We start from the raw sequence: 23,824 nt of genomic DNA, 5'->3' as shown, positions 1-23,824 counted from the left end.
AATATATACTTCCTATTTTATCATGAAAAATATCTGTTAAGCACCAATGATTCGGTTAAATAAGTTTAATAACACATCTTTCACGCCAGCTGCATTGAACACAAGTCCGACGGCGATTAAAGCAATAATCAAAAAGCCAATAAGTTTTGAAAATTCTCGTTTAAAACCTAAAAACAGTCCAATGACGACAATCGCTAACAATACCAATGACTGTGCATTATCCAAGAACCAGTTGTACAAATTCTGCCCAAAATTCATGTGATTGTCCTCCTTTCCTTAAGATATTTTTCTCGATAGTAGATATAGCTTTTTACACGCTTTAATAATTGAAAAGGAGTTAAATGCTCTCCATAAACAGTTATTCGACTGGTATAATTCTTATAAAAGCTCACTTTGTAAAAATCATAGGTATAGATGGTATCACCAGCTTGCCGTTTTCCCTCAATAATGAGAGACGTATATTTCCCTGTATTTTGTATATACGCTTGAAACCCTAACTTCTTTAATTCTTCTGTTAAGAGGCTCATGTAATCAAATCCTCCATGCCTAGATGTTGTTGTTCAATTAATTTCTCATGTTTTTCTGTCAGTTTGGCTTCATGAATCATGGTGGAAATAATGGTTGTACCGTTGAGAATATCTAAAATGCTTGCGACTTTTAATGTAGGGGCGACTTGATGATGTAACCAGTTCAATGTTCGTTCAAAAGAATAAGGTTCTGGCTGTATGGTTAGGCGTAATGCTCCACGATTTTTGCCGATAAACCATTCCCAGCGTTCATTGGTTTGCCAATCACTCCGTCGCTTGGTTTCGTCCTTATCGGCAAAGCGAATATAACGATTGATAATCTCAAACGCTGTTTTTTCTGCATTTTGATGTTCCAACAAATCTTTCATGGCTTGAGTGGCTCTGTCGTTTTTCAAACGAATTTCAAAGCGATTCTTTATTTCTGCGTCTTCTAAGGCAATATCATTTTTCACGTATTGCTCATAATCTTTCTCATATATACAGAAATAGACTTCGCTTTTTAATGAGCCAATATAAAGGGTGTTTCCCATGTCTGGTTTTTCATCACGGTGAACCAATTCACCACTGCGATAATTTTTAAAGCTCCGAAAGACGGAAATACATTCTTCCTGTTTACATTTCTTTGCCAATTCTGGAATATTCAAAATCCCTGTTTTATCGTTGATGGCTAAATCCAAGCGTTTGAAAATACCTTTATGTTCCATGCAATCTTGAAAGAAACCATACCAGCTCCGATGTTGAGCCAATAGAAAGTTTTCAAATTGCCGACAGCCTTTTCCTTTCAGTTCTAATAAAACCCCTTTACTTACATCATGAGAGACTAGGACAACAATATCACCGAAACGATAGTGTTCGGGATAAGAATAATAGCCAAAGTCTTCGTGTAGCATATAATCCATATTCAAGCGTAAAACCTCACCGATAATTTGAGACACATCATTGGTAGGGAATCGAATCCGTACATAGTCGAATAACATCTCCAATGGGTTATCGGGATTGAAGCGTTCCAAAGCGTTCAGTAAATCTTCTTTCACCTGTTGAGTAGGGACTGCCTTGCCTGTTTCAATATCCGATAGGTAAGGTCTGGTAATATGAGAAGCAACCGCCAGTTTATTTTGAGAAACGCCATAAGCCAGTCGCTTTTCTTTCAATTCCTTAATCCAAATTTTTTCGTTTTCCATTCGCAAACCTCCAATCTAAAAAAGATGTAAACTATGACCCTTGAGTTTACATCTTTCCTATTTTCCGCAATTCCTTGTACCATCAACATTGGTTGATGAGAATTGCCTGTTTTCAGTTGTATTTGTGCCCCCCTGTTAGGTAGAGGGGGCTAAAGGATTGGCGTGGCTAACGCCACACCAATCAAAGCAAGTCTGAACCTGTACCTTTCACTTCGTGCGGTACAGGCTCAGATTGCTTTTTTTGAATGACTTTTCCTATTTCTCCTAAGAAATCATACCTTTTTGGTACAAGGGGTGTATAAAACTCACTAATCACACTTTTTCCTGTATCCACATAACCTCTTCCCTTGATGGGTTTTAAGAAAAATTGTTTTTGTGTATCGCTTCCAAACATCATACCGAAGCCCATTTCAGACATACGACCCAAAGCCACACGGAAGTTAAAGTTATCTCGAATACCATCACTAAAATATTTTGCGTCTGGACGCTGACAGGCAAGAATTAAAAAGAAGCCTGCTTGTCGTCCGAGCATAACAATTTGTTTGAGTTTATTCATAACTTGTGCACTATCACGACCTAACATATCCATCATCGCCACATATTCATCAAAAATCAGGAAGTTCGCAGGTAGACCAAGATACGCATAATTTTCTCCTGTTTTGTAGTTCGGGTGTTGCTTCATGGTTTCACTACGGGCAATCATATCGTCGTAAAATTGACTAATACATGCCAGCATATCGTCTTTACGGTAATAGACATTATCTATGACCGCTCCTAAGTCTGCCAAATCAGCATTTTTAGGGTCGAGAATATAAAGCTTCGCATTTGTATGCAGGAGAGATTCAATCAATGTGAGAATAAAATAGGATTTTCCACTACCCGTGCCCCCAGCAATTAACATGTGAGGGAGAGAATCAAACTCCCAATAGACCGATTCCATCAATTTGACACGTCCATCTTGAGCTACCACATCTTCAATGCCAATTCGATTGCCAATGGTGTCATAAAGTAGAACATACTCTACATAAGAATCTTTCAACGTTTTTTCCACTAATTCACAATACAAGCCTGTTTCTAGTTTGTTTTCTAAGTGCAAGAGCTGATCTTGATATTTCCCTAAAGTGATTTCTACATGAATATGGATCAGTCCATCTTTCATTCGGTAATACATTTTAGGAAAATGGCGGATTCGTTGTTTGGTTTTCTTGCTGGATAAGTCTTTAAAGAATCCCTCTGATTGAGTTTCTTCGGCTTCATACCAATGGTTTTCTAAAATCATACGAGCTAACTTTTGACGGTGCTCTAACTGTTTTATAGAATCTATGCGATAGTGATAATAGAGCCAGCTGATGAGTCCGCATACAAAAAAAGCAGTGAGAATACTGCTCCAAAAGTATGGCGTATGCAGTTGATAGAAAAATGTATCTAACTGAACTGTTTGCCAATTCACCGATTGTAACGTTCTCCAATGAAAAGGGAGTAGAACGACTAGAAAAACTATCAGCAATGAAATCAGCACAAAATGATAGACCAAGTCCTTATCGTTGGCTTTGATTCGCTTTCCTCTGTCATGAAGCAATGGCATAAAAATCCTCCTTTCCATCTATCAAAATAATTGTGTATTGTAGATACGAGCCTGTTTATCAAAAGTTGGTTGAGAAATGGCTTCATATTTCCGATAAGCGATTCGCTTTTCAAAGCGTAAATCTTTTTCTTTCGGATAATAATGACGTCGATAGAGCGTGTGTCCTAACAGTTTTTTCGCTTCTTTTGTCAACGGATAGAGATAGCGAAACATGCGTCCATTGATTTTCTCAATCCCTTTGTATTCGCAAAATGCCTGGGAAAGCCAATGCTTTTTCTCTACCTGTTCAAAACGAGCATTTTCCTCTAATAAAAGGCGAGCACTTCGAGGGTGTATCTTTTCCCATGACTGTTTATCACGATAGACACTTGTCTTGAAATACCCGCAGTAAAAGAAGTTGGACGCTTGATAGACATAGCCACATTTTCCCTCAATTCCATCTGCCAATGTATATAAAAAATGACAGTCCGTATGTTCTTTCAACCACTTAATTAGAGCTGAAAGAGCTTGACTGCCAAAATAATTGGTTTGATTCATTTCTGGAAGAAAACACATCTTTCCAATTTCTAAATAATCTGTGGTTTGAAGGGAACTGTCGGGAAAGAGTTTGCGTATGGTTTGTAGGGGTTGCGTACCCCAGCCTAATTCCACAACGCCTAATAATTTTTCTTCTGAAAAAATCCCTAGAAAGTATTTACACAATCTAGGGAGTATCTTTGAATAATGGTATTGCCGAATAAAAGAAATGGCTTCATCTTTCGGAATTTCTTTCAAAATCAATGGTGTGTTTGTCATAAGCAACACCTATTTTTCACTTTCGGACGCTTCTTTTTTATATTTCTGATGAGGTTTTGTCTGTCCTTTTAATACAAGATCGTCTGCTTTCACGTACCAATCAACGTCTGCCCCTCGAAAAGTAGCCGTCGCTACGGTATCTGCCACAGGATTGATTAATTCCACTTCTGCGTTGTAGTCAAATTCTTTCAAAGGAACAGAAGCGGGGATACTGACTTGTATCATGCGTCCTTGTCCTTTTGATTTTAAGTCATAGGTACGTTCTTTAATTTCTTCGGAAACCGAACCATCTTCATTTTGAATACGAACCTCACGACGTAAAGCGGAAAATTTCAATGTGCCAAATGTCTGGTCTTTTTCAATCACAATACCTTCTGCTAATCTCATATTTTTTCACCTTTCCTTTCTTAAGCTTTCACCATATCGTCTGCGTGCATAATGTAATTGGTAAATCCTCTATTGCCAATTTTATAACCTTCTGCGGTAATACGTGGGTTGATGAGTCTGACTTTTTCGTCGGATTCAAAATGTTTCTCGCCAGCTTCGGAGGGAAGAATGACAACAATATCATCTGCTCGTTGAATCGTTGAGTATAAATTGTAGCTACGAGAGAGAATAGTTGGTCTGCCATTGACTCGACGTTGTTCAATATTCCCTTCACCAGCATATTCTAATTGACCAAATGTTTTTTCCATATTGGGAATGACATATTTTAATTCCATAAGTGTATCGTTCCTTTCTCACATAAAATATTTTTGGCTTACTTTATTCATTTAAAAATTTGTTAGTATCACAACCTTTCAAAGCATAAAAAATAGACGCTCATTATGAACGTCTATCATTTAAATGAATATTGAGTTTAGAATTCCATTTCGAATTTAATCAGGTCTGCTTAGGTGCAAATACTGCACTTTTATTGCACTTTTTATTTTTTTAAATATAATTTATTCGATTTTATACGTTTCCAAAATCCTTGATATTACAGCATTTTCGCTTATATGCCATACCCTTAAAACAGAGTGGGAATAATTAAAAAGAGCCAACAAACATTGTTAAATCAATGTTTGTTGGCTCTTTATTTTTTTATAATCATACTTTTATCACAGTTGCTTCTTTTATTTCTGAAATTGATTTTTAACATCTTTTACTAAGCTCTGGTAATTCAATCTTTATATAATTATTTGAGGATTCTGCAACAGCAAAACTTGCTAATAGAAAAAATTGAACAAACCGCTTTTTCTATATAAAAACAGTTTGGAAAAACAAACATTCATTTTGAAAATTCTGGACTAAATGTCGCTGCTATTGTAAGCTTACTTAAAATATTCGTAAAAAAGGACCCCTTATCATTGTAAAAAAATTATGAGCCTTTGGCATGAATGGGTGAAGATTAATTACAGCAAGCACACAACAATTGATTACATTTTAGGAGTGAACATAATTGAAAGAAAACATTTACGATAATAATCGCTTTTTTGATAAATACAGCCATTTTCCAAGATCCGTAGCTGGACTCAGTGCTGCTGGCGAATGGCATGAATTAAAAAAAATGCTGCCAGACTTTCAAGGGAAAACTGTTTTAGATATTGGCTGTGGTTTTGGTTGGCACTGTATCTACGCGGCAGAACGCGGTGCAGACACAGTAATTGGGACAGATATTTCAACAAAAATGTTAGCTGAGGCACGCGAACGAACACACCTTGCCAATATTGAGTATCAACAGATTGCAATGGAAGACTTAGATTTTAAACCTGAAAGTTTCGACATCATTATCAGTTCATTGGCACTTCACTATACCCCTGATTTTGATCGAATTTGCTCAAAAATTTCTTCTTTTCTTCGTGTAAATGGTGAGTTCATATTTTCGGTAGAACACCCTGTTTTTACCGCATATGGGAATCAAGACTGGATCTATAACGAAGATGGGACACCTGATCATTGGCCTGTTGACAATTATTTTCTGGAAAATCAGCGTAAAGCAGTATTTTTGGGAGAAACTGTCACCAAATACCATAAAACACTGACAACTTATTTAAATACATTAATCAAACATGGATTGAGCATTACCGCAATTGTAGAACCAATACCAGACAAACATTTATTGGATAGTGTTCCCGGAATGAAAGATGAATTAAGACGTCCAATGATGCTACTGGTTTCTGCTAAAAAAATCAAATAAATTTCTTACTTTTATTTTTTACTATAGATTATCAAAAGTCAGCTAATTAAAGGCTGACTTTTTCCTTTTTCACTGTAAAGTAAATACTAGGGAGAATCGCTTCTTTTCATTTGAGAATCACAGCCGGAACAATTATTCGCCTTTTAAAATAAAAAGTAGTAGAATAAATTTAACTTATTAAAAGTAAGTGAAATTATTCAAGGTTAAGGAGGATTTCAATTATGAAAAACATTGGCTTTTTAAGTTTCGGTCATTGGATGGATCAAGGTTCTTTAGTAAAAACCGCTCAAGATGCTTATCTACAATCAATTGAGCTAGCTGTCGAAGCAGAAAAACTCGGCATTGATGGTGCTTGGTTCCGCGTCCATCATTTTGCACCACAAATTGGCTCACCATTCCCACTACTTTCTGCAATTGGTGCACAAACAAGTAAAATTGAGATTGGAACAGGATTAATCGACATGCGTTACGAAAATCCTTACTACATGGCAGAAAATGCTGGATTAACAGATATCATTACCCAAGGACGAGTGCAATTAGGCGTCGGTCGTGGTTCACCTGAACAAGTTCTCGATGGTTGGAAATACTTTGGTTATGATTACAGCGAAGAAGAAATCAAAGAAGTTACACGTGAACGAACACTTGAATTTTTAGAGTTATTGAAAGGTGAACGTTTTGCTGAACCAAATCCAATGCCAATGTTCCCACAAGCACCAGGAAAATTGCGTATTGAACCTTATTCAGAAGGTTTAGAAAAACGGATTTGGTGGGGAGCAGGCTCACAAGAAACAGCCATTTGGGCGGCTAAACACGGAATGAATCTTCAATCATCAACACTTGTTAATAACGAATCAAATGAACCTTTCCACGTTCAACAAGCAAAACAACTACGTGCATACAAAGAAGCTTGGAAAGAAGCGGGTCATGATTTTGAACCAAGAACGCTCGTTACTCGTTCCATTCAGCCAATTACAAGTGACTTAGATCGTCGTTTATTTGGTGGAAATGATGATTCTAAATACGATCAAGTTGGTTTCTTAGCTTATCATCAAAATCCAACAATTTTTGGTAAAACGTTTGCTGGCGAGCCAGATCAAATCGTAAAAGAATTAGCGGAAGACGAAGCAATCAAAGAAGCGGATACTGTTCTTGTAACTATTCCAAACACTCTGGGAGTTGAATACAACGTTCATTTGCTTGAATCCATTGTAAAAGATGTCGCCCCTGATTTGGGTTGGCGTTAAAAAATTTGAAGAGTTGAGCGTATCTTTTGTTCGAGAATTTCAATTGTATAAATAATAATAAATACCAAGTAGCCTTCCCTATTTTATGCGTATGTACGTTATTTTGCTGAAATTTACTCAACAGATCTCTCTTCGTAACTAAAAAATAGAAAGAGCCTAGGAAAAATGATTCCTAGGCTCTTTCTATTTTAAAAACAAGCTTTTGTTAGCATTCGGGAATTAATTACTCCTTCTGCTCTGTTAGTTGACCATCTTTCATCACCAACACGCGATCACAATGTTCAATCAAACGAGTATCATGAGTCACCATAATCGTTGCTTTTTGTTTTTCTTTGGTTTCTTCAGCTAATATTTTTACTACTTCATAAGCTTTCTCTGAGTCAAGACTTGCTGTTGGTTCATCTGCCAAAATAATTATTGGGTCATGGTACAATGCACGTGCAATTGCTACACGCTGACGCTCTCCTCCTGATAATTCTTCAGGATATTTATCAAGCAACTTACCTACGCCTAACTGTTCTAACAACTTAATCCCATTATCTAGTCGGTTTTCTTTACTAACTTTATCGACCAATTTTAATTGTTTTTTTACAGTTAAAAAAGGAACCAAATTAGATGCCTGCAAGATAAATCCAATTTCTTTAAAGCGTAAAGCTGCACGTTGCTTTTCTTTTTCTTCACTAAAAGGTCGATCGTTAATCAGCACTTGCCCAGCAGAAGGAGCCTGTAGCCCCCCAGCAATTGTTAAGAGTGTACTTTTGCCAGAACCAGAAGGGCCAATAATTGCCACAAATTCTCCTTTTTCAACTGAAAAATTCGTTTCCTTTAAAGCCTCAATAACAGAATCACCATCTTTAAATGATTTTTTTACTTGTTTAAATTCAATTGCTTTCATTATTTTCTCCTATCCGATAGCTTTTAATGGATCAATTTTCACAATTGTTCTGACAGAGAACAAAGCACCCAAAACTGCTATCACAATCATCAAAATACTGATACTTAAAAAGAACAGAAGATTTACTTGAAATGGCACAGCTTCAGGTAACAGTAAACTTGTCCCCAACGTTCCCACTAATCCCGTTGCCACCCCGATAATTGCAAGTAAAAAAGTCTGAACAATCACTGAATTAGCAATGTATCGACTAGAAATTCCTTGTGCTTTCATGACACCAAAAACATCCGCTTTTTGCATAGTCAAAACATAGATAAAGATCCCAATCACAATAGCAGCAATCACAATTAAAAAGCCAATCATAAAGCCAAAAGTTAGGACTTGTGCGCTATATCCAGGCAAATCATTTATGAATGTCTTAATACTTATTTTTTTTAGATCATCTGGAATTTTACTTACGTTTCCTCTCGTAACAATCGCATTGACTCTCGTTTTTTCACTAGTTTGACTGCCCTGTGTTTCAAAACGAATTTCTTGATAAGCACCCACTGTTGTATACAAAACTGGGGCAACGCTAAACTTTGCATTCTTCGTGAATCCTACAATTTTTAATTTTTTATCACTGCCCGCAAGTTGAACTGTGTCACCTAAACTCAGCTCATACTGCTCTTTTACACTACTATCCGCAACTGTTTCATCATCGGAATGGAACATTCTCCCATCACTGATTTTTGGAGCTAAAAATTGATCTTGATTAATTCCAAAAAAAGTAACATCAATTTTTTCTTTCCCTTTTTCTTTCTGTATCACACCCGCAGTCTGTGTTAGGTAGGCCTTTTCTTCTGCCTTGACCTCCTCAAATTTCGTTAATGGAATCATCGACATATTTAAATTATTATTAGCTTCATCTGCTAATAATATATCGTCTGCTTGCCAATTATCTATTGCTGTCCGATTGTCCTGAGCTAATCCATATGCTAATCCTGTTAAAAAAAATACTAGATAAGCAATCAAAAACATAACTCCAATTACCAAAGCATATCTTAACTTTGAATACCTGATTTCGTTTATTGCTAAAAACATGTCGCTCCTCCTTGCCTTCTATCGAGTAAAACAAGCGTACCATCTTTCCTTCTAAGATAAAAATAGAGTGACTTATTTGCTATAAAAATAAAAAAACCTGACTATGCAGTCAGGAGGATAACATCCTTAAAAAGTTAAACATAAAGTAACTGCGTCTTTTTTAACACCAAATTGTATGTTCTGTCTTTAAATCATCTTGTTTAGAAAGCCATCGAAATAACGAAGCTAAACTAGGAGAAAATTCAACGGAACTTAGCTCAGAAATAAATTGTACACCTTTAATTTTATTAGGCTCATTTAATGTTGGACGCCCCAAAACCTGATGAGCAAAATAGAAATGTCCTTCCCATTCCACTCCTTCAAAAAGGAAGTCCGCTTGATAAACTTCTTCTACTTGAGAAATTCGTAAGGCAGTTTCCTCATATACTTCACGGATAGCACATTCCATTGTGGTTTCGCCAATTTCTTTTTTACCACCTGGAAAATTCCAAACATCTGCTCTATCTCTAATTATTAAAAAATCCCCAGCAGTGTCTTTAATAAATACGCGAGAAAAAACTTTCTTCATAAAATCAGTCCCTTTTGAGTTATAGCAATAATTTGTTTCCGCTTCCATATGTTAGTATATCAGATTTGTTATTCGAATTTAGGTTCTCAAAAATATTTAAAAGTAACAACAAAAATGGATGGTAAAATACTATTACTGATTTTTTTCTGATTTAATTTTCACAACACCTAGCTCAAGCGCTTTAACAACTGCTGACACGGTAGAATGAACACCTAATTTATTTAAGATATGTTGCATATGCGTGGATATTGTCCTTTGACTCATGTACAACTGAATAGCGACTTCTTTTTGCGTCTTGCCATCCGTAATCATTTGTAAGATTTTGTTTTCTTTAGCAGTTAAGCTTTCCACCATAAGTTCTTTCTTGGGAAAAATCCTGTTCCCTTTTATAACTAGCCTTAATTTTGTAATAAAATCTTCTTTGGAACTTCTTTTAGAAATAACAGCAGCTGCACCAATACTAATCATTTCTTCATAGCATTGATTAAATGGATACTCTGTTAAAAAAACCACTTTCGATTCTGAATTTGATTCTACTAGCTTCTTTCCTTCTTCAAATCCATCCTTTCCTTCCATATGGATGTCCATCAAAACAACATCTGGGTTCTCTCTATGTACTGTGGCTATAATATTACTAGAAGTGGGAAATGTACGAAAACTAGCGACTTCTTGTGTAAGAACTTCCTCTACTCCTTTTGAAAATAACTCTTGATCATCAAATAAAATTACTTTCATTATTTACACCTCAATATCTCTTTTTCTCTCAGTGCACTTTTTCAAAAATGTGGTTCAAAAAATTAGTTAGTCTCGCTGCCCATCCCTCCCCTTAGAATCATTTAATACGTCATATTTTATTACGCTTCAATACATGGCATACGTAAATAGAGAAAAAAAGATACATTTTTTACGGATGAAATAAACATTTTTTTAGTTAATAATAAAAAAGAACACCACCAAACTTGGTAGATAATTGGGCCTATTTATCAGCATAAAATTAGTTGTTAAAGAACGAGGGACGTTTAAATGAAAAAAATGATAATTACAATGGGTATGTGTTTCAGTTTTTCATCAATAATTTTGTCACCTATTACTACTACATATGCAACAGAAACTAGCATAGACAGCTATTCAATAACTAGAGAATCGAATAAACAATGGATTGGATTTGAGCAAGAGTTTAATAATCTACGGGCTAGTCAACTACGCCAGTCTGGTACACTCGATTTGACTAGAGATCAACTTCTTTATTTAATCAATAAATATGATAATGCAGAACCTACTGTATATATCAATGGTAGAACCTCCTTTTCAGAAGTATTTTTCTCCGGTGGATACAATGCTTTCGCTTCTAATAAAACAGCTATGGTAAGTTTACGTGATAATCTAGGTGCGAGTGCAACATTATTACAAGTAAATGGCACATTAGGTGGTGCCCTTGCTGGTGGACCTGCGGGGGCTCTTATTGGACTAGTAGGAGCTACCATTCTAGCATCAAGATTTAGAGATGGTAACAATGATAGGAAAAAATGGATTAGTGTTGGCTCAGCTAAAGGAGGAATCCGAATTACTCTTACCGATGAGTTCCCAATTGCTAATTTAAAGACAACGACTCAAAGTCCAATCAAAAAGTTGTAATTTTATGTTACTAACGAAGTATCTAATGTTTCTTATTTGTCTGATGACATTTGGAACCTACTACCACTTAAAAATCAAAAAAAAGAGAGAAACGGTGTTAAGCAGAGCACTGCTTGTCATTTATCTTTTAGTAAATTTACTATTTATTATATTGCATCTCTGATCTAACCATTCGCAAAAAGAGCAGCCTCTGAGTCGTTTACTCAAAGGCTGCCTTTTCTTTTACTTAGTTGTTTTCTATTTAACTACGTTGAGAATCTCTTGATAAATATTTTCAATATTCAGCAAACCATAGTCTCTCTTTGATATTTCAATCACAGGAATTTTAGGAAATTGTTTTTCAATGTCTTTTTGCGCAAAACTAAATGACGGTGTCAATAGAATAACATCTGCTTGTTCTCCGTACTTATTTATTTGACTAGATTCATAGGTGTCTACTATGACTTTTTTTCCACTTTTATTCATTAGTGACTGTAATTTACTATTCAAAATTTGTGTCTGTAACAAGCCTTTATCACTCATAAAACTACCACTTAAATCAAAAATCAGGACTTTTGTATCAGTTGAAACTTGCTCTATATTCGTGTTTTGAGAATTTCCCATCTGCTTACCCCTTTTCATTTTTGAAAAAAGAGAATCAAAAAGTGTCTGCTTAGTATTACTTGAAGTATCAGTAACGGAAACATCTAACGACTAAGTCTTAAACGTATTTGAAGATACGGATTACTTAACGTTTTGCTCCAACTTAGATACTTGCTTGAGGTGTAACATTCAAGATTTCTGCTAATTCTTTTTGCGTCATTTCTTTTGATTGTCTTAATTCTTTTATTTTCTTTCCTATTTCTACTATCAATGTACTCCTTGAAGAATAGTTTGGCAATGTACGCTTTGTTGCGCTCACTTTTTTGACTCAGCGAACAGTTGAATCATTACTTACTTCCACTATAAGTCATTTCTACACCACTTAACATTCATGGAACAACACATCTAATAAAAATTCTCCACTATTTGATGAAAAATAAAAAATCAAACTACTATTTTGTTTTATCTATTTTTGACTTTCTTCTTATCTCGTCTCCAACCAAAATTTGATATATCAAATTTTGGTTGGCTATATTTTATCAATAATTCTATGTACGATCATATTCAGATGGTTCTTTAGACGATGGAAGTTTTTTAGGATAATCTGTTCGTCCCAGTAAAAAATCACTATTCGTATCATAAAAATCTGATAATATGACCAAATATTTAATCGGAATACTCCGCTCATCACGCTCATATTTTGAATACAAAGAGAAGTCACAAACTAAAATATCAGCTAACTCTCGAATGGTTAATTGGTGTTCTAATCGTAATTTACGTAAATTATTCATTATTTTCTTCCTTTTTGTTTATTGTAACTCATCTATCTCAATATAAGAAAACAGTTCCCCCCTCTCTACTAGCCTGGTACCCTTTCAACTAAGCCTTTCTAGTGTTTAGTACCTTAGTTTAATCCTTAATCTAAATACCCCCCAACGGTATGTGAGATACTGATATATCCCCTTATTTATTCTCTTGTTGCCAACTGTCTATCACTTGTATGCTGTAAAGAAACGTTATTCAATCATTTACAAATAACGCATATTTACTTCTGAATTTTGTCATTCTTCCAGAGTTATCCACTGTGGAAAACTCTGGTTCTTTTATTTAATCCACAAAAGAAAGGTGTAAGACTATTGTCCCACACCTTTCTTTTCATCGAAAATACTGTTCCACTTTTTTTATTGGAATAATCCACATCAATAATATCAATACATTCACGATCAAAACTGCAATAGGAGCGACTAACCACCCCAATAATAACCCTAAAATATTCAGTCCAATAGATAGATAAGATTTCCGATAGTCAATCAACAGTTCTTTCACGATGCTTTCTTTTTTATTTACTTTAGCAAGTTCTCTCGCTAAAAAATAATAGGTAACATTAGCAAACAATGTGACTAAACCATAAATAAGCTCAGGCACGAGACTATTTATGTATTCACTGATCCAAGCAGTCGCAAAAGGGAATAACGATAAAGAAAAAATAAAGATACTATTTCGCCACAATACCTGTCCGTTGATTTTTTTGACCACTAAAAACAAATGATGGTGGTTATTCCAATAAATAACCAGTGTAAAGAAACTGATAACATAAATTAAAATTTTATGTTCGAGTCCAATCAACGCCGACCACGTATCCGAACCAGGCTGATGTAATTCTAAAACTAAGATGGTCATAATAATTGCAATAACTGCATCTGTAAATGCTTCTAAACGATTCTTTGTCATAATTTTCTCTCCTTTCGCTTATTTTATATGGAAACATTCAAAAAAAGCAAAAGATAATCATCTGAAGTCTGATGAAATAATCAGTCTTTAGTTGGACGTGAAAAAAGTAAAAATTTGTTAAACTTTCTATATAGAAAAAAACATATGAAATGAGGGAATAGTTCATGGGACAAAAAAATATACTTGGAAAAGTATTCTTGTTAATTCTTTTTCTAATCATCGCTAGCTCTATCATCAGTCTTTTTGTTGGTTTATTAAGCGGATTCTTGTGGTTTGCAATCAAATTACTTATCCCATTGGCTATTGCTATTTGGCTAGTTCGATTGATTACAGGAACGTCCGGTAACAATAGACGATACTACTAGTTATTGCACGAAAAAACTGGCTATAGCTTACAGGACCCTTTCGAGCAATCACTAAAAATGCTGCAATTTTATGATTCATTGTTTAACAGAAAACAACCAGAGAAAAATTTTCTCTGGTTGTTTTCTTTGAGCAAAACTGCCGTTACATTCATTTTATCCTAATGCTACATCTAAAATCATCATAATCATAAATCCAAGCATGACACCAAATACAGCAAAGTGTCGTCTGCTTGATAATGTTTGTTGTGCCTCTGGAATTAACTCTTCTACAACAACGTAAATCATCGCGCCTGCGGCAAAAGCCAATGCATAAGGCAACAATAGTGATACTTTCGTTACAAGCAGTGCACCTAGCACACCTGCTATTGGTTCAACCACACCTGAAGCCTGCCCATACCAGAACGCTTTTCTTCGACTTAATCCTTCTTGTCTCAATGGAATCGATACTGCTGCACCTTCGGGGAAGTTTTGAATACCTATTCCTAAAGCAACCGAAATGGCCGCCAACGTTGCTGCCTTAGGATCACTAGCATTGGCTGCTGCGCCAAATGCCACCCCTACTGCCAATCCCTCTGGAATATTGTGTAGTGTAATCGAAAAAACCAATAAAATTGTTCGTTTCAAATGTGTTTGAAACCCTTCTACTTCATGTTTTGGACCAAAGTGCATGTGAGGCAACGTCTTATCTGCTATGTAAAGAAAAACGCCACCTAAACCAAATCCAATACTTACGACCAACCAGGCAATGTCGCCATTTTCTTCTGCTTTTGAAATTGCTGGATCTAACAATGACCAAAAACTAGCAGCAATCATTATCCCCGAAGCAAATCCCAACATCAAATTCAATAACTCTTTCTTAATCTCTTTAAAGAAAAATACAAGTGCTGCGCCTAGCGCTGTCATAAAATAAGTGAATCCTGTTCCGACTAATGCTTGTTGCCATGAATCCAATCCTAATAACCAGGTAACCATTGATTTCTCCTTTCTCATTTACTTATTCATCATACTAAAAAAAAGAGTTTTTCGACACCTATCACGACTTATTATGTGAAAAAACGAATTAGTTGGGACAAAACAAAGAAAGAGTTATACTGTGTCTAACAAAGCAAAAGGAGTGATACATCATATGTCAACAATTAATTCAGGCGTAGCTATGGTCAAAGTTTTAGAAAGTTGGGGCATTGATCATATCTATGGTATCCCTGGTGGTTCCTTTAATTCCATCATGGATGCTTTATATCAAGAAAAACACTCTATTAAATATATTCAAGTTCGTCACGAAGAGGTAGGTGCACTAGCAGCTGCAGCTGACGCTAAACTAACTGGTAAAGTTGGGGCTGTATTTGGCTCAGCTGGTCCTGGGGCAACACACTTAATCAACGGGCTGTACGACGCACAAATGGATCATGTACCAGTAGTCGCCTTTCTTGGACAAGTCGCTTCAAGTGCAATGAATTATAATGCTTTCCAAGAATTAAATGAAAACCCTATGTTTGCTGATGTTAGTGTTTATAACCGAACAGTAATGACACCAGAAAGTCTCCCTCATGTAGCTGATGAAGCAATTAAAGCTGCTTACAAATACAATGGTGTAGCTGTGGTAACTATTCCTGTTGATTTTGGTTATGCAACTATTGAAGAACAAGAATTCAGTACAGCCTCCACCTATCAAAATAATGTTTTATTACCAAAAAAAGATGAAGTAATCAAAGCTTTACCATACATCAGCGAAGCGAAAAAGCCTGTGCTTTATATTGGGCAAGGAACTCGTGGAGGATTTGAACAGATCAAAGCTTTCTCAGAACATTTTTCAATGCCTGTTGTTTCTTCTGTTTTAGGAAAAGGTATTGTTCCAGATAGCTATCCTAATTTTCTTGGTTTTGCTGGTCGTGTTGCTACCAAGCCTGCAAACGAAGCTTTGGCTGAAGCAGATTTAATTTTCTTCGTAGGAAGTGATTTTCCTTTCGCCCAATACTTCTTTAATCCTGATGCAAAATTTGTCCAAGTAGACATTGATGCTTCAAAATTTGGTCGTCGGCACCAAACTTCGCTAGCCATTTTAGGTGATGCCGTCACAACATTGCAAACGTTGGTTGAACTTGGAGAAGCACGACCTTCAGATAACTGGTTGCTTGCTAACCAAAAAAATAAAGAAAATTGGGTAAATTGGCTTCAATCGTTCGCAACTAAAGCTGATAAGCCAATCCGTCCCGAAGCTGTGTACAATGAAATCAATCGTATTGCAGAAGAATCAGCTATTTTTGTAACAGATGTTGGTAATACCACAATCCAATCTATTCGTTTATTAGATTTAAATGGTCAACAAAAACATACAACATCTGGTTGGTTTGCCACGATGGGTTACGCTGTTCCGGCCGGGCTTGCTGCAAAATTAAGTTATCCTGAACAACAAGTTTTTACACTTAGTGGTGATGGTGGCTTTGCAATGGTCATGCAAGATATTATTACTCAAGTAAAATATCAATTACCTATTATCAATGTTGTTTTTTCAAATGAATCCTTTGGTTTTATCGAAGCTGAGCAAGAAGATTCTGAACAAAATAAATTTGGTGTCTTTTTGGAAGGTGCTGACTTCGGAAAAGTAGGGGAAGCGCTAGGTGCTGATGGTTTCACAATCACTGAATTTTCACAATTGCGCCCTGCATTTGATGCTGCAGCAAAATCAACTCGTCCAGTCGTCATTGATGTCAAAATTTCAGACAAACGTCCACTACCAGTTGAAGATTTACATTTGGATCCTCGTCTCTATTCAGCTGAAGAAATTGAAAGTTTTAAACAAAAATACGAAGTACACGACATGCCCGTCCTTCATGAAATTTACGAAAATCTATAAAACTATAAAAAATAGCGTATGCTCAAAAAGCATACGCTATTTTTTTCATTTATTATCTAAATGCATAAACAATATGAGTGATTCCAAACATCATGAAGTAAAAACCAACTAAAAAACTCAAAGTCAATGCTGAAGAAATTGGGTTAAATAGTAACACAATTCCTAAGAAGATTCCTAAAATATTGATAATAACTGTAAACCAATAATATCCTGTACTAATATTTTTTGCCAAATCAGTAACAAATAAAGCAAATATCGAATCAATGATGAACCAAACAGCAAATACAAATGGTAAAGCCATCACACCTGCATTTACATTAAACAGGAAAAAAATCCCAATTAAAATATCAATAATCCCAACTACTAAAGGCATTTTTGCTTTATAACCAGTTAACTCTTTCAATCGATTACGTCCAATAATTTCAAAAATTCCCTTTAAAAAAGCAAACACTGCAAACACCATAACAATAGCCACTAAATTTCCGACAGGATCTTGAAATGATAATAGCGATACAATCACAAACAAAACCCCTAACAGCAAGGAGCCCCAATCAACCGATCTTCTATTTTCATTCATTTTCATACCTTCTTTCTTTTATTTACATAACTAATACTAAACACTCTTTCGATATACGTCAAAATTTATGCTGTCTATCTGACAAAAAAATTTTTGATCAATTTTTTTACGTTCCACGTGAAACACAATTAAAATTGGTATTACCTTGAAACTTTTACCTTTCCCCTTTATAATTCTATAAGACTCAAATTCGTCAAAACTACTATAGATATAAGTGAGGAAAAAAATTGATTACTGTAAATGATGTAAGTTTGCACTTTTCAGATCGCAAACTATTTGATGACGTTAATATTAAATTCACTCCCGGAAATTGTTATGGATTGATTGGTGCAAATGGAGCAGGTAAATCAACTTTCCTTAAAGTTTTATCTGGAGATTTACAACCGTCAACTGGGAACGTTACTTTAGGCCCTGATGAACGTATGGCAGTATTGAAACAAAATCATTTTGATTATGAAGAATATACTGTTTTAGAAACTGTTATTATGGGTCATAAACGATTATATGAAGTAATGAAAGAAAAAGATGCTTTATATATGAAAGAAGACTTTTCCGATGCTGACGGTATTCGTGCCGCAGAATTAGAGGGAGAGTTTGCTGAGCTAAATGGTTGGGAAGCTGAACCCGAAGCAGCAGTTTTATTGCAAGGATTAAATATCCCTGAAGAATTACATCATCAATCAATGAGTGAATTAACGGCTGGTCAAAAAGTCAAAGTTTTACTAGCGCAAACACTTTTTGGTAAACCTGATGTATTACTACTTGACGAACCTACCAATGGGCTGGATATCCAATCAATCAATTGGTTAGAAGAATTTTTAATTGAATTTGAAAATACTGTAATCGTAGTATCCCATGACCGCCACTTCTTAAACAAAGTTTGTACACACATGGCAGATTTAGACTTCGGCAAAATCAAACTTTACGTCGGTAACTATGATTTTTGGTTAGAATCTAGCCAACTTGCAACAAAACTCCAAGCAAATGCAAATGCAAAAAAAGAAGAACAGATCAAAGAGCTACAAGAATTTATTGCGCGTTTCAGTGCAAATGCTTCAAAATCAAAACAAGCAACTTCACGTAAAAAAATGTTAGAAAAAATTACTTTAGATGATATTCAACCATCTTCAAGACGCTATCCATTTGTTGGATTTAAACCTGAACGTGAAATTGGAAATGATCTTTTACAAGTAGATAATGTGAGTGTAACCATTGATGGTAAGCAAATCTTAAAAGATATATCATTTACTTTGAATAAAGAAGATAAAGTTGCTTTCATAGCAGATAATGATATTACAACCACTACCTTATTTAAAGTAATCATGGGTGAAATCAAGCCTGATACTGGTACTGTTCGCTGGGGTGTTACAACAAGTCATTCTTATTTAGCAAAAGATACTACAAAAGAATTCAATAATGACTTAACGATTCTTGACTGGTTACGTCAGTATGCAAGCAAAGAAGAAGATGACAATACATTCTTGAGAAGTTTCTTAGGTCGAATGCTCTTTTCTGGAGAAGAAGTCCTAAAACCAGTTAACGTTTTATCTGGTGGTGAAAAAGTTCGTTGTATGCTTTCAAAAATGATGCTTTCAAAAGCGAATGTCTTAGTACTCGACGACCCGACAAATCATTTAGATTTAGAATCAATTACTGCTTTAAACGATGGATTGATGGCTTTCACTGGTTCTATCCTATTTGCTTCCCATGACCACCAATTCATTCAAACACTAGCAAACCGCATCATTGCTGTTTCTGATAAAGGTGTAATTGATCGTGCAGATACAACCTACGATGAGTTTTTAGAAAATCCTGATATTAAGAAAAGCATGGATGCATTGTTCTCATAAAATAAACACAAAAAGCGTAGAGACAACTTAACCGTCCTACGCTTTTTTGTTATGGATTATTGATATTGATTAACGACTCGTTCCCATTGAAAAGATAGCAATACAACCATAACCAGTATGGCTAGCAATCGTTGGCCCTAAGGGGTAAAGTACAATGTTTTTTACTTGGATTTTTTCTTCTAATTGTTTCTTAGCTTTTTCGGCACTTTCTAAATCACCAGCGTATGCAATATAAATGGTTTGTTCAAGAGGCGCTACGATTGATTGGATCGTTTCATCAACAATTTTTTGAATGGATTTATTTCTTCCACGAACTTTGTCAACATTTGTTAAACGTCCAGCTTCATCAACGGTAATGATCGGTTTTACACTTAGAATGCTTCCTAAGGTCGCACTTGTCTTAGAAATTCTTCCCCCACGCTCAAGATGTTTTAAATCATCGACAGTTACCCAAGAACGCACTTTTAAATAATTATTATTCAACCACTCTAAAACTTCTTCAAGTGGCTTGCCTTCTTCTTTTAATCGAGCTGCCGCTAAAACCAACAGTCCTTCGCCAACACTAGCTGCTTTCGTATCAAAAACATAAATTTCTGGATTTTCATACTCTTCCTTCAATAACTCAACAGCTTGCATTGCACTACTATAAGAGCCACTCATTGAGCTAGAAAAAGCAACATAAAGGACAGGAATCTTTTTTTCAACATATGATCGGAAAAATTCTAAATAGCCCCCCACATTTATTTGAGAAGTTGTTGGCATTGCTTCGCCTTTTAATTCATTCATATATTTTTCATAATCAAAAGTTTTTCCTAAGTCGTCAATTAATTCTTCGCCATTTAGCTGAATCTTCATTGATAAAAAATCGACATTTATTTCTTCTAATACCTGATAAGGTAAATCACAACAAGAATCAGTCACTATTTGATACACATTATTCAACTCCTTTTTATTCTTAACCCGCCTAACTACTACATTATAACAAACGTCTTGCAATCAAAAGGAATTTATGGCCAGTATTTACAAAAAAACTTGAAGCAACATGAATAAATTCAAGGTTACTTCAAGTTTCAGCTGTTTTTTATTAAAAAGTTTCCCCAAGATGATAACTCACTTCTAAAAGAAATGTCCTGATTCAGTTATCTATGTGGGCTGAAACGTCCTAGATTTGCGCCCATACGCTTTCTAAGATGTTTGTTTGGTTTCTATCTGGTCCAACTGAGAAAGTAGAAATACGCACGCCTACAAGCTCTGAGATACGTCTCACATAATTACGAGCATTTTCTGGTAATTCTGCCAATGTTTTACAACTTGTAATATCTTCAGACCAGCCTGGTAATTCTTCATATACAGGCTTGCAACGTTTTAATTCTTTCAAGCTAGCTGGGTAATGATAGATTAACTCTCCATCTAACTCATAAGCTGTACAGATTTTTACTGTGTCTAAGCCACTTAACACATCAATAGAGTTAAGTGAAAGGTTCGTAATCCCCGATACACGTTTTGAATGACGCATAACAACCGTATCGAACCAACCAACACGACGTGGTCGACCAGTTGTTGTACCATATTCGCGACCGATTTTACGAATTTGTTCACCAGTTTCATCAAATAATTCAGTTGGGAAAGGACCATCACCTACACGTGAAGTATAAGCTTTACATACACCAACCACTTTGTTGATTTTAGATGGGCCAACACCACTACCAATTGTTACGCCTCCAGCAACTGGATTAGATGAAGTAACAAACGGATAAGTTCCTTGATCAATATCCAACATAACTCCTTGTGCACCTTCGAATAACACACGCTTTCCAGCATCTAACGCATCATTTAAAATGACTGAAGTGTCTGTCACATATTGTTTAATTTGTTGCCCATATTCATAGTATTCTTCAAAAATCTCATCAAATGAAATTGGCTCAGAGTCAAACATTTTAACAAATTGACGGTTTTTGTCTTCCAAATTCATGCGTAAACGTTCTTCAAAAATTTCTTTATCTAATAAATCTGCAATTCGAATCCCTACACGTGCTGCTTTGTCCATATATGCAGGTCCGATTCCTTTGATCGTTGTTCCAATTTTATTCTCACCTTTAGCATCTTCTTGCAATTGATCCAATTTAATGTGATATGGCAAGATGACATGTGCACGGTCAGAAATTCTTAAATTGTCCGTCGTAATATCTTTTTCGTGTAGATAGGCAAGCTCTTTTACTAAAGATTTAGGATTAACAACAACACCATTCCCAATCACACTGATTTTATCTTTGTAAAAAATCCCAGAAGGAATTAAATGCAGTTTATACGTAACACCACTAAATTTAATTGTGTGTCCTGCATTATCGCCACCTTGGTAACGTGCGATTACTTCTGCGTTCTCACTAAGAAAGTCAGTGATTTTTCCTTTCCCTTCATCGCCCCATTGTGTACCTACTACTACTACAGATGACATTCGAACACCTCATTTTATATTATTTGATCCTGAACTATTGTACCAAGTTATGCCTATATATTCAAACAAAATTCGAATGATATTTTATTTTTTTTTGTAAAAACGGTTTATTTACGAACGTTTTGCAAATTATTTAAAAAATTTCCATAATAAAAAAAGCTTGGCTTTACTGTCTACACAATAAAAACAAACTTTTTTCAAAAAAATTTATTAGAATTCTTCCCTCGGTGAAAGTGAAGAAAACTTATTATATTCTTTAATAAATAGTAACTCAACAGTCCCACGTGCACCACTCCGGTTTTTCTCAATGATTACTTCGATTACATTATCATTTTGTGGTTCTGTCGCTTCTCCGTCTTCTCCGCTTTCACGATCATAATAATCATCACGATATAAGAACGCTACGATATCGGCATCTTGCTCAATAGATCCAGATTCCCGAATATCACTAAGAACTGGACGTTTGTCTTGTCTCTGTTCTACACCACGTGAAAGTTGGGATAACGCAATTACAGGTACTTTTAACTCTTTTGCCAATTTTTTCAACTGACGCGAAATATCAGACACTTCTTGTTGACGATTTTCTCGCCCACTCCCTTCAATCAATTGTAAGTAATCAATCAAAATCAATCCTAAATTTCCTTTTTCTTGTGCTAGTTTTCTACATTTCGCACGAATTTCAGAAATCTTGATACCAGGAGTATCATCAATATAAATATTGGCTCGTGATAAACTTCCCATAGCAACAATTAAGTTTGACCACTCTTCCTCTGATAATTGACCTGTTCGTAAATGACTAGCCTCAATGGATCCTTCTGCACAAAGCATACGATTTACTAATGATTCCGCACCCATTTCTAAACTAAAAATTGCTACAGCACGATCTGTTTTTGTTCCAACATTTTGAGCAATGTTCAGAGCAAAAGCTGTTTTACCTACCGCTGGACGAGCGGCAATGATAATTAATTCTTCTGCTTGAAAACCTGCAGTCATTTTATCTAACCCTTGATACCCTGTCGGTAACCCGGTAATTTCTTCATTATTTTGTGCTAGCTGATCAATATTTTCAATTGTGGAGTTCAAAACTTCAGCAATTGATAAAAAACCACTACGATTTCTTTTTTCAGATACTTCTAAGATACTTCGTTCTGCGTCGTCCAAAATCGACTGAACTTCTTCACCTTGTTCAAAGCCCTTAGTTACAATTCCAGTTGCTGTTTGAATTAAATTTCGCAACAAAGATTTTTCTTCAACAATTTTGGCATAGTAAGCCACATTTGCAGCTGTAGGGACCGCCAAAGCAAGTTCTGAGAGGTAACTTAATCCCCCAGCATCTTCTAAAAGATTTCCTTGCTCTAATCGATCCTTCACAGTTACAACATCTATCGCTTCATTTCGATCATTCAACTCAATCATTGTTTCAAAAATAATTTGATGACCACGACGATAAAAATCTTTTGGCTCTATGTATTCCATGGCATCAATGATCGTTTCTGCATCAAGAAAAACAGAGCCTAAGACTGCTTGTTCCGCTTCAATATTTTGCGGTGGAATTCGATCCTGCCACACTTCACTCATACTTATCGCTCCTTGTCTTCGGTTGCTTCATTTTACAAGAAAATAACTGAAATGTACACCGCATAAGAAAAGAGGTGTGACAAAAATCTTGTCATACCTCCTTTTTCCGAATAAACAGTGTTCCAAAACAACTCCTCACTATT

At 35.5% G+C, this 23,824-nt stretch carries 26 protein-coding genes; 6 read left to right on the top strand and 20 right to left on the bottom strand.

The window, feature by feature from the left end:
* Positions 1–36 precede the first annotated feature (36 nt).
* The 7 genes from AB3I20_RS07785 to AB3I20_RS07755 all read right to left on the bottom strand — a co-directional run bounded on the left by AB3I20_RS07785 (position 37) and on the right by AB3I20_RS07755 (position 4,810).
* Positions 37–258 carry a hypothetical protein gene (locus AB3I20_RS07785; RefSeq protein WP_001009054.1) on the bottom strand — a complete coding sequence of 74 codons (222 nt, stop codon included), beginning with the start codon at positions 256–258 and terminating at the stop codon, positions 37–39.
* Complete coding sequence (locus AB3I20_RS07780) at positions 255–527, bottom strand: hypothetical protein (protein ID WP_000055367.1); 273 nt, start codon at positions 525–527, stop codon at positions 255–257. The genes AB3I20_RS07785 and AB3I20_RS07780 overlap by 4 nt, the downstream gene beginning before the upstream one ends.
* Positions 524–1,708 carry a MobT family relaxase gene (gene mobT / locus AB3I20_RS07775; protein WP_000426691.1) on the bottom strand — a complete coding sequence of 395 codons (1,185 nt, stop codon included), beginning with the start codon at positions 1,706–1,708 and terminating at the stop codon, positions 524–526. The genes AB3I20_RS07780 and mobT overlap by 4 nt, the downstream gene beginning before the upstream one ends.
* A 181-nt stretch (positions 1,709–1,889) precedes the next feature.
* Positions 1,890–3,293, bottom strand: a complete 1,404-nt coding sequence (locus AB3I20_RS07770; protein ID WP_001130247.1) for an FtsK/SpoIIIE domain-containing protein — start codon at positions 3,291–3,293, stop codon at positions 1,890–1,892.
* A 21-nt stretch (positions 3,294–3,314) separates the two neighbouring features.
* Positions 3,315–4,088 carry a hypothetical protein gene (locus AB3I20_RS07765; protein ID WP_000185760.1) on the bottom strand — a complete coding sequence of 258 codons (774 nt, stop codon included), beginning with the start codon at positions 4,086–4,088 and terminating at the stop codon, positions 3,315–3,317.
* A 9-nt stretch (positions 4,089–4,097) separates the two neighbouring features.
* Complete coding sequence (locus AB3I20_RS07760; RefSeq protein ID WP_001234189.1) at positions 4,098–4,475, bottom strand: YdcP family protein; 378 nt, start codon at positions 4,473–4,475, stop codon at positions 4,098–4,100.
* A 20-nt stretch (positions 4,476–4,495) separates the two neighbouring features.
* Positions 4,496–4,810 (bottom strand): YdcP family protein, encoded by a 315-nt coding sequence (locus tag AB3I20_RS07755; RefSeq protein ID WP_000421280.1) that lies wholly within the window; start codon positions 4,808–4,810, stop codon positions 4,496–4,498.
* 719 nt (positions 4,811–5,529) lie between these two features.
* Here AB3I20_RS07755 and AB3I20_RS07750 point away from each other — a divergent pair.
* Positions 5,530–6,267, top strand: a complete 738-nt coding sequence (locus AB3I20_RS07750) for a bifunctional 2-polyprenyl-6-hydroxyphenol methylase/3-demethylubiquinol 3-O-methyltransferase UbiG (RefSeq protein ID WP_270346018.1) — start codon at positions 5,530–5,532, stop codon at positions 6,265–6,267.
* Between the two features lie 221 nt (positions 6,268–6,488).
* Positions 6,489–7,511: an LLM class flavin-dependent oxidoreductase gene (locus tag AB3I20_RS07745; protein WP_067483610.1), complete on the top strand. Its 1,023-nt coding sequence runs from the start codon at positions 6,489–6,491 to the stop codon at positions 7,509–7,511.
* A gap of 223 nt (positions 7,512–7,734) precedes the next feature.
* Here AB3I20_RS07745 and AB3I20_RS07740 read toward each other — a convergent pair whose 3' ends face one another.
* The 4 genes from AB3I20_RS07740 to AB3I20_RS07725 all read right to left on the bottom strand — a co-directional run bounded on the left by AB3I20_RS07740 (position 7,735) and on the right by AB3I20_RS07725 (position 10,789).
* The gene (locus AB3I20_RS07740) at positions 7,735–8,406 is read right to left on the bottom strand and encodes an ABC transporter ATP-binding protein (protein WP_368027151.1); all 672 of its coding nucleotides are present in this window, start codon (positions 8,404–8,406) and stop codon (positions 7,735–7,737) included.
* 9 nt (positions 8,407–8,415) lie between these two features.
* On the bottom strand, positions 8,416–9,486 hold the full coding sequence (locus tag AB3I20_RS07735) for an ABC transporter permease (protein ID WP_067483614.1): 1,071 nt from the start codon (positions 9,484–9,486) through the stop codon (positions 8,416–8,418).
* 160 nt (positions 9,487–9,646) lie between these two features.
* Positions 9,647–10,054, bottom strand: a complete 408-nt coding sequence (locus tag AB3I20_RS07730; RefSeq protein WP_270346016.1) for an NUDIX hydrolase — start codon at positions 10,052–10,054, stop codon at positions 9,647–9,649.
* A 132-nt stretch (positions 10,055–10,186) separates the two neighbouring features.
* A complete protein-coding gene (locus tag AB3I20_RS07725) occupies positions 10,187–10,789 on the bottom strand; it encodes a response regulator (protein WP_368027150.1) in 603 nt (200 codons plus the stop codon).
* 288 nt (positions 10,790–11,077) lie between these two features.
* On the opposite strand from AB3I20_RS07725, the gene AB3I20_RS07720 reads away from it, so the two are divergent.
* On the top strand, positions 11,078–11,689 hold the full coding sequence (locus AB3I20_RS07720; protein ID WP_368027149.1) for a hypothetical protein: 612 nt from the start codon (positions 11,078–11,080) through the stop codon (positions 11,687–11,689).
* 237 nt (positions 11,690–11,926) lie between these two features.
* On the opposite strand, the gene AB3I20_RS07715 is transcribed toward AB3I20_RS07720, so the two are convergent.
* From AB3I20_RS07715 to AB3I20_RS07700, 4 genes are all read right to left on the bottom strand, one after another.
* Entirely contained in the window at positions 11,927–12,292 is a 366-nt protein-coding gene (locus tag AB3I20_RS07715) for a hypothetical protein (protein WP_271026981.1), read from the bottom strand.
* 142 nt (positions 12,293–12,434) lie between these two features.
* A complete protein-coding gene (locus AB3I20_RS07710) occupies positions 12,435–12,542 on the bottom strand; it encodes a helix-turn-helix transcriptional regulator (protein ID WP_244897455.1) in 108 nt (35 codons plus the stop codon).
* 277 nt (positions 12,543–12,819) lie between these two features.
* Complete coding sequence (locus tag AB3I20_RS07705) at positions 12,820–13,062, bottom strand: helix-turn-helix domain-containing protein (protein WP_067483624.1); 243 nt, start codon at positions 13,060–13,062, stop codon at positions 12,820–12,822.
* 364 nt (positions 13,063–13,426) lie between these two features.
* Positions 13,427–14,002, bottom strand: coding sequence for a TMEM175 family protein (locus AB3I20_RS07700; protein WP_067483626.1), 576 nt, complete (start codon positions 14,000–14,002; stop codon positions 13,427–13,429).
* 164 nt (positions 14,003–14,166) lie between these two features.
* Here AB3I20_RS07700 and AB3I20_RS07695 point away from each other — a divergent pair, with 164 nt between their 5' ends.
* The gene (locus tag AB3I20_RS07695) at positions 14,167–14,367 is read left to right on the top strand and encodes a hypothetical protein (protein ID WP_067483629.1); all 201 of its coding nucleotides are present in this window, start codon (positions 14,167–14,169) and stop codon (positions 14,365–14,367) included.
* A 153-nt stretch (positions 14,368–14,520) separates the two neighbouring features.
* Here AB3I20_RS07695 and AB3I20_RS07690 read toward each other — a convergent pair whose 3' ends face one another.
* Positions 14,521–15,339, bottom strand: a complete 819-nt coding sequence (locus tag AB3I20_RS07690) for a ZIP family metal transporter (RefSeq protein WP_067483631.1) — start codon at positions 15,337–15,339, stop codon at positions 14,521–14,523.
* Positions 15,340–15,493: 154 nt separating this feature from the next.
* Here AB3I20_RS07690 and spxB point away from each other — a divergent pair, with 154 nt between their 5' ends.
* Positions 15,494–17,221, top strand: a complete 1,728-nt coding sequence (gene spxB / locus AB3I20_RS07685; RefSeq protein ID WP_071869222.1) for a pyruvate oxidase — start codon at positions 15,494–15,496, stop codon at positions 17,219–17,221.
* A gap of 52 nt (positions 17,222–17,273) precedes the next feature.
* On the opposite strand, the gene AB3I20_RS07680 is transcribed toward spxB, so the two are convergent.
* A complete protein-coding gene (locus AB3I20_RS07680) occupies positions 17,274–17,798 on the bottom strand; it encodes an HdeD family acid-resistance protein (protein ID WP_067483636.1) in 525 nt (174 codons plus the stop codon).
* Positions 17,799–18,025: 227 nt separating this feature from the next.
* On the opposite strand from AB3I20_RS07680, the gene AB3I20_RS07675 reads away from it, so the two are divergent.
* Positions 18,026–19,648 carry an ABC-F family ATP-binding cassette domain-containing protein gene (locus tag AB3I20_RS07675; protein WP_071869223.1) on the top strand — a complete coding sequence of 541 codons (1,623 nt, stop codon included), beginning with the start codon at positions 18,026–18,028 and terminating at the stop codon, positions 19,646–19,648.
* A gap of 69 nt (positions 19,649–19,717) precedes the next feature.
* Here the strand turns inward: AB3I20_RS07675 and AB3I20_RS07670 are convergent, their stop codons facing one another.
* From AB3I20_RS07670 to dnaB, 3 genes are all read right to left on the bottom strand, one after another.
* Positions 19,718–20,581 carry a DegV family protein gene (locus tag AB3I20_RS07670; RefSeq protein WP_067483640.1) on the bottom strand — a complete coding sequence of 288 codons (864 nt, stop codon included), beginning with the start codon at positions 20,579–20,581 and terminating at the stop codon, positions 19,718–19,720.
* 229 nt (positions 20,582–20,810) lie between these two features.
* Entirely contained in the window at positions 20,811–22,103 is a 1,293-nt protein-coding gene (locus AB3I20_RS07665) for an adenylosuccinate synthase (protein WP_067483642.1), read from the bottom strand.
* 210 nt (positions 22,104–22,313) lie between these two features.
* Positions 22,314–23,681, bottom strand: coding sequence for a replicative DNA helicase (gene dnaB / locus AB3I20_RS07660; protein ID WP_075491787.1), 1,368 nt, complete (start codon positions 23,679–23,681; stop codon positions 22,314–22,316).
* Positions 23,682–23,824: the final 143 nt, after the last annotated feature.

The organism is Enterococcus sp. C50 (assembly GCF_040887505.1).
GTDB classification, from domain to species: Bacteria; Bacillota; Bacilli; order Lactobacillales; family Enterococcaceae; genus Enterococcus_B; species Enterococcus_B thailandicus.
The sequence above is the reverse complement of the archived record's forward strand: the minus strand, read 5'-3'. Positions and strand labels throughout refer to the sequence as shown.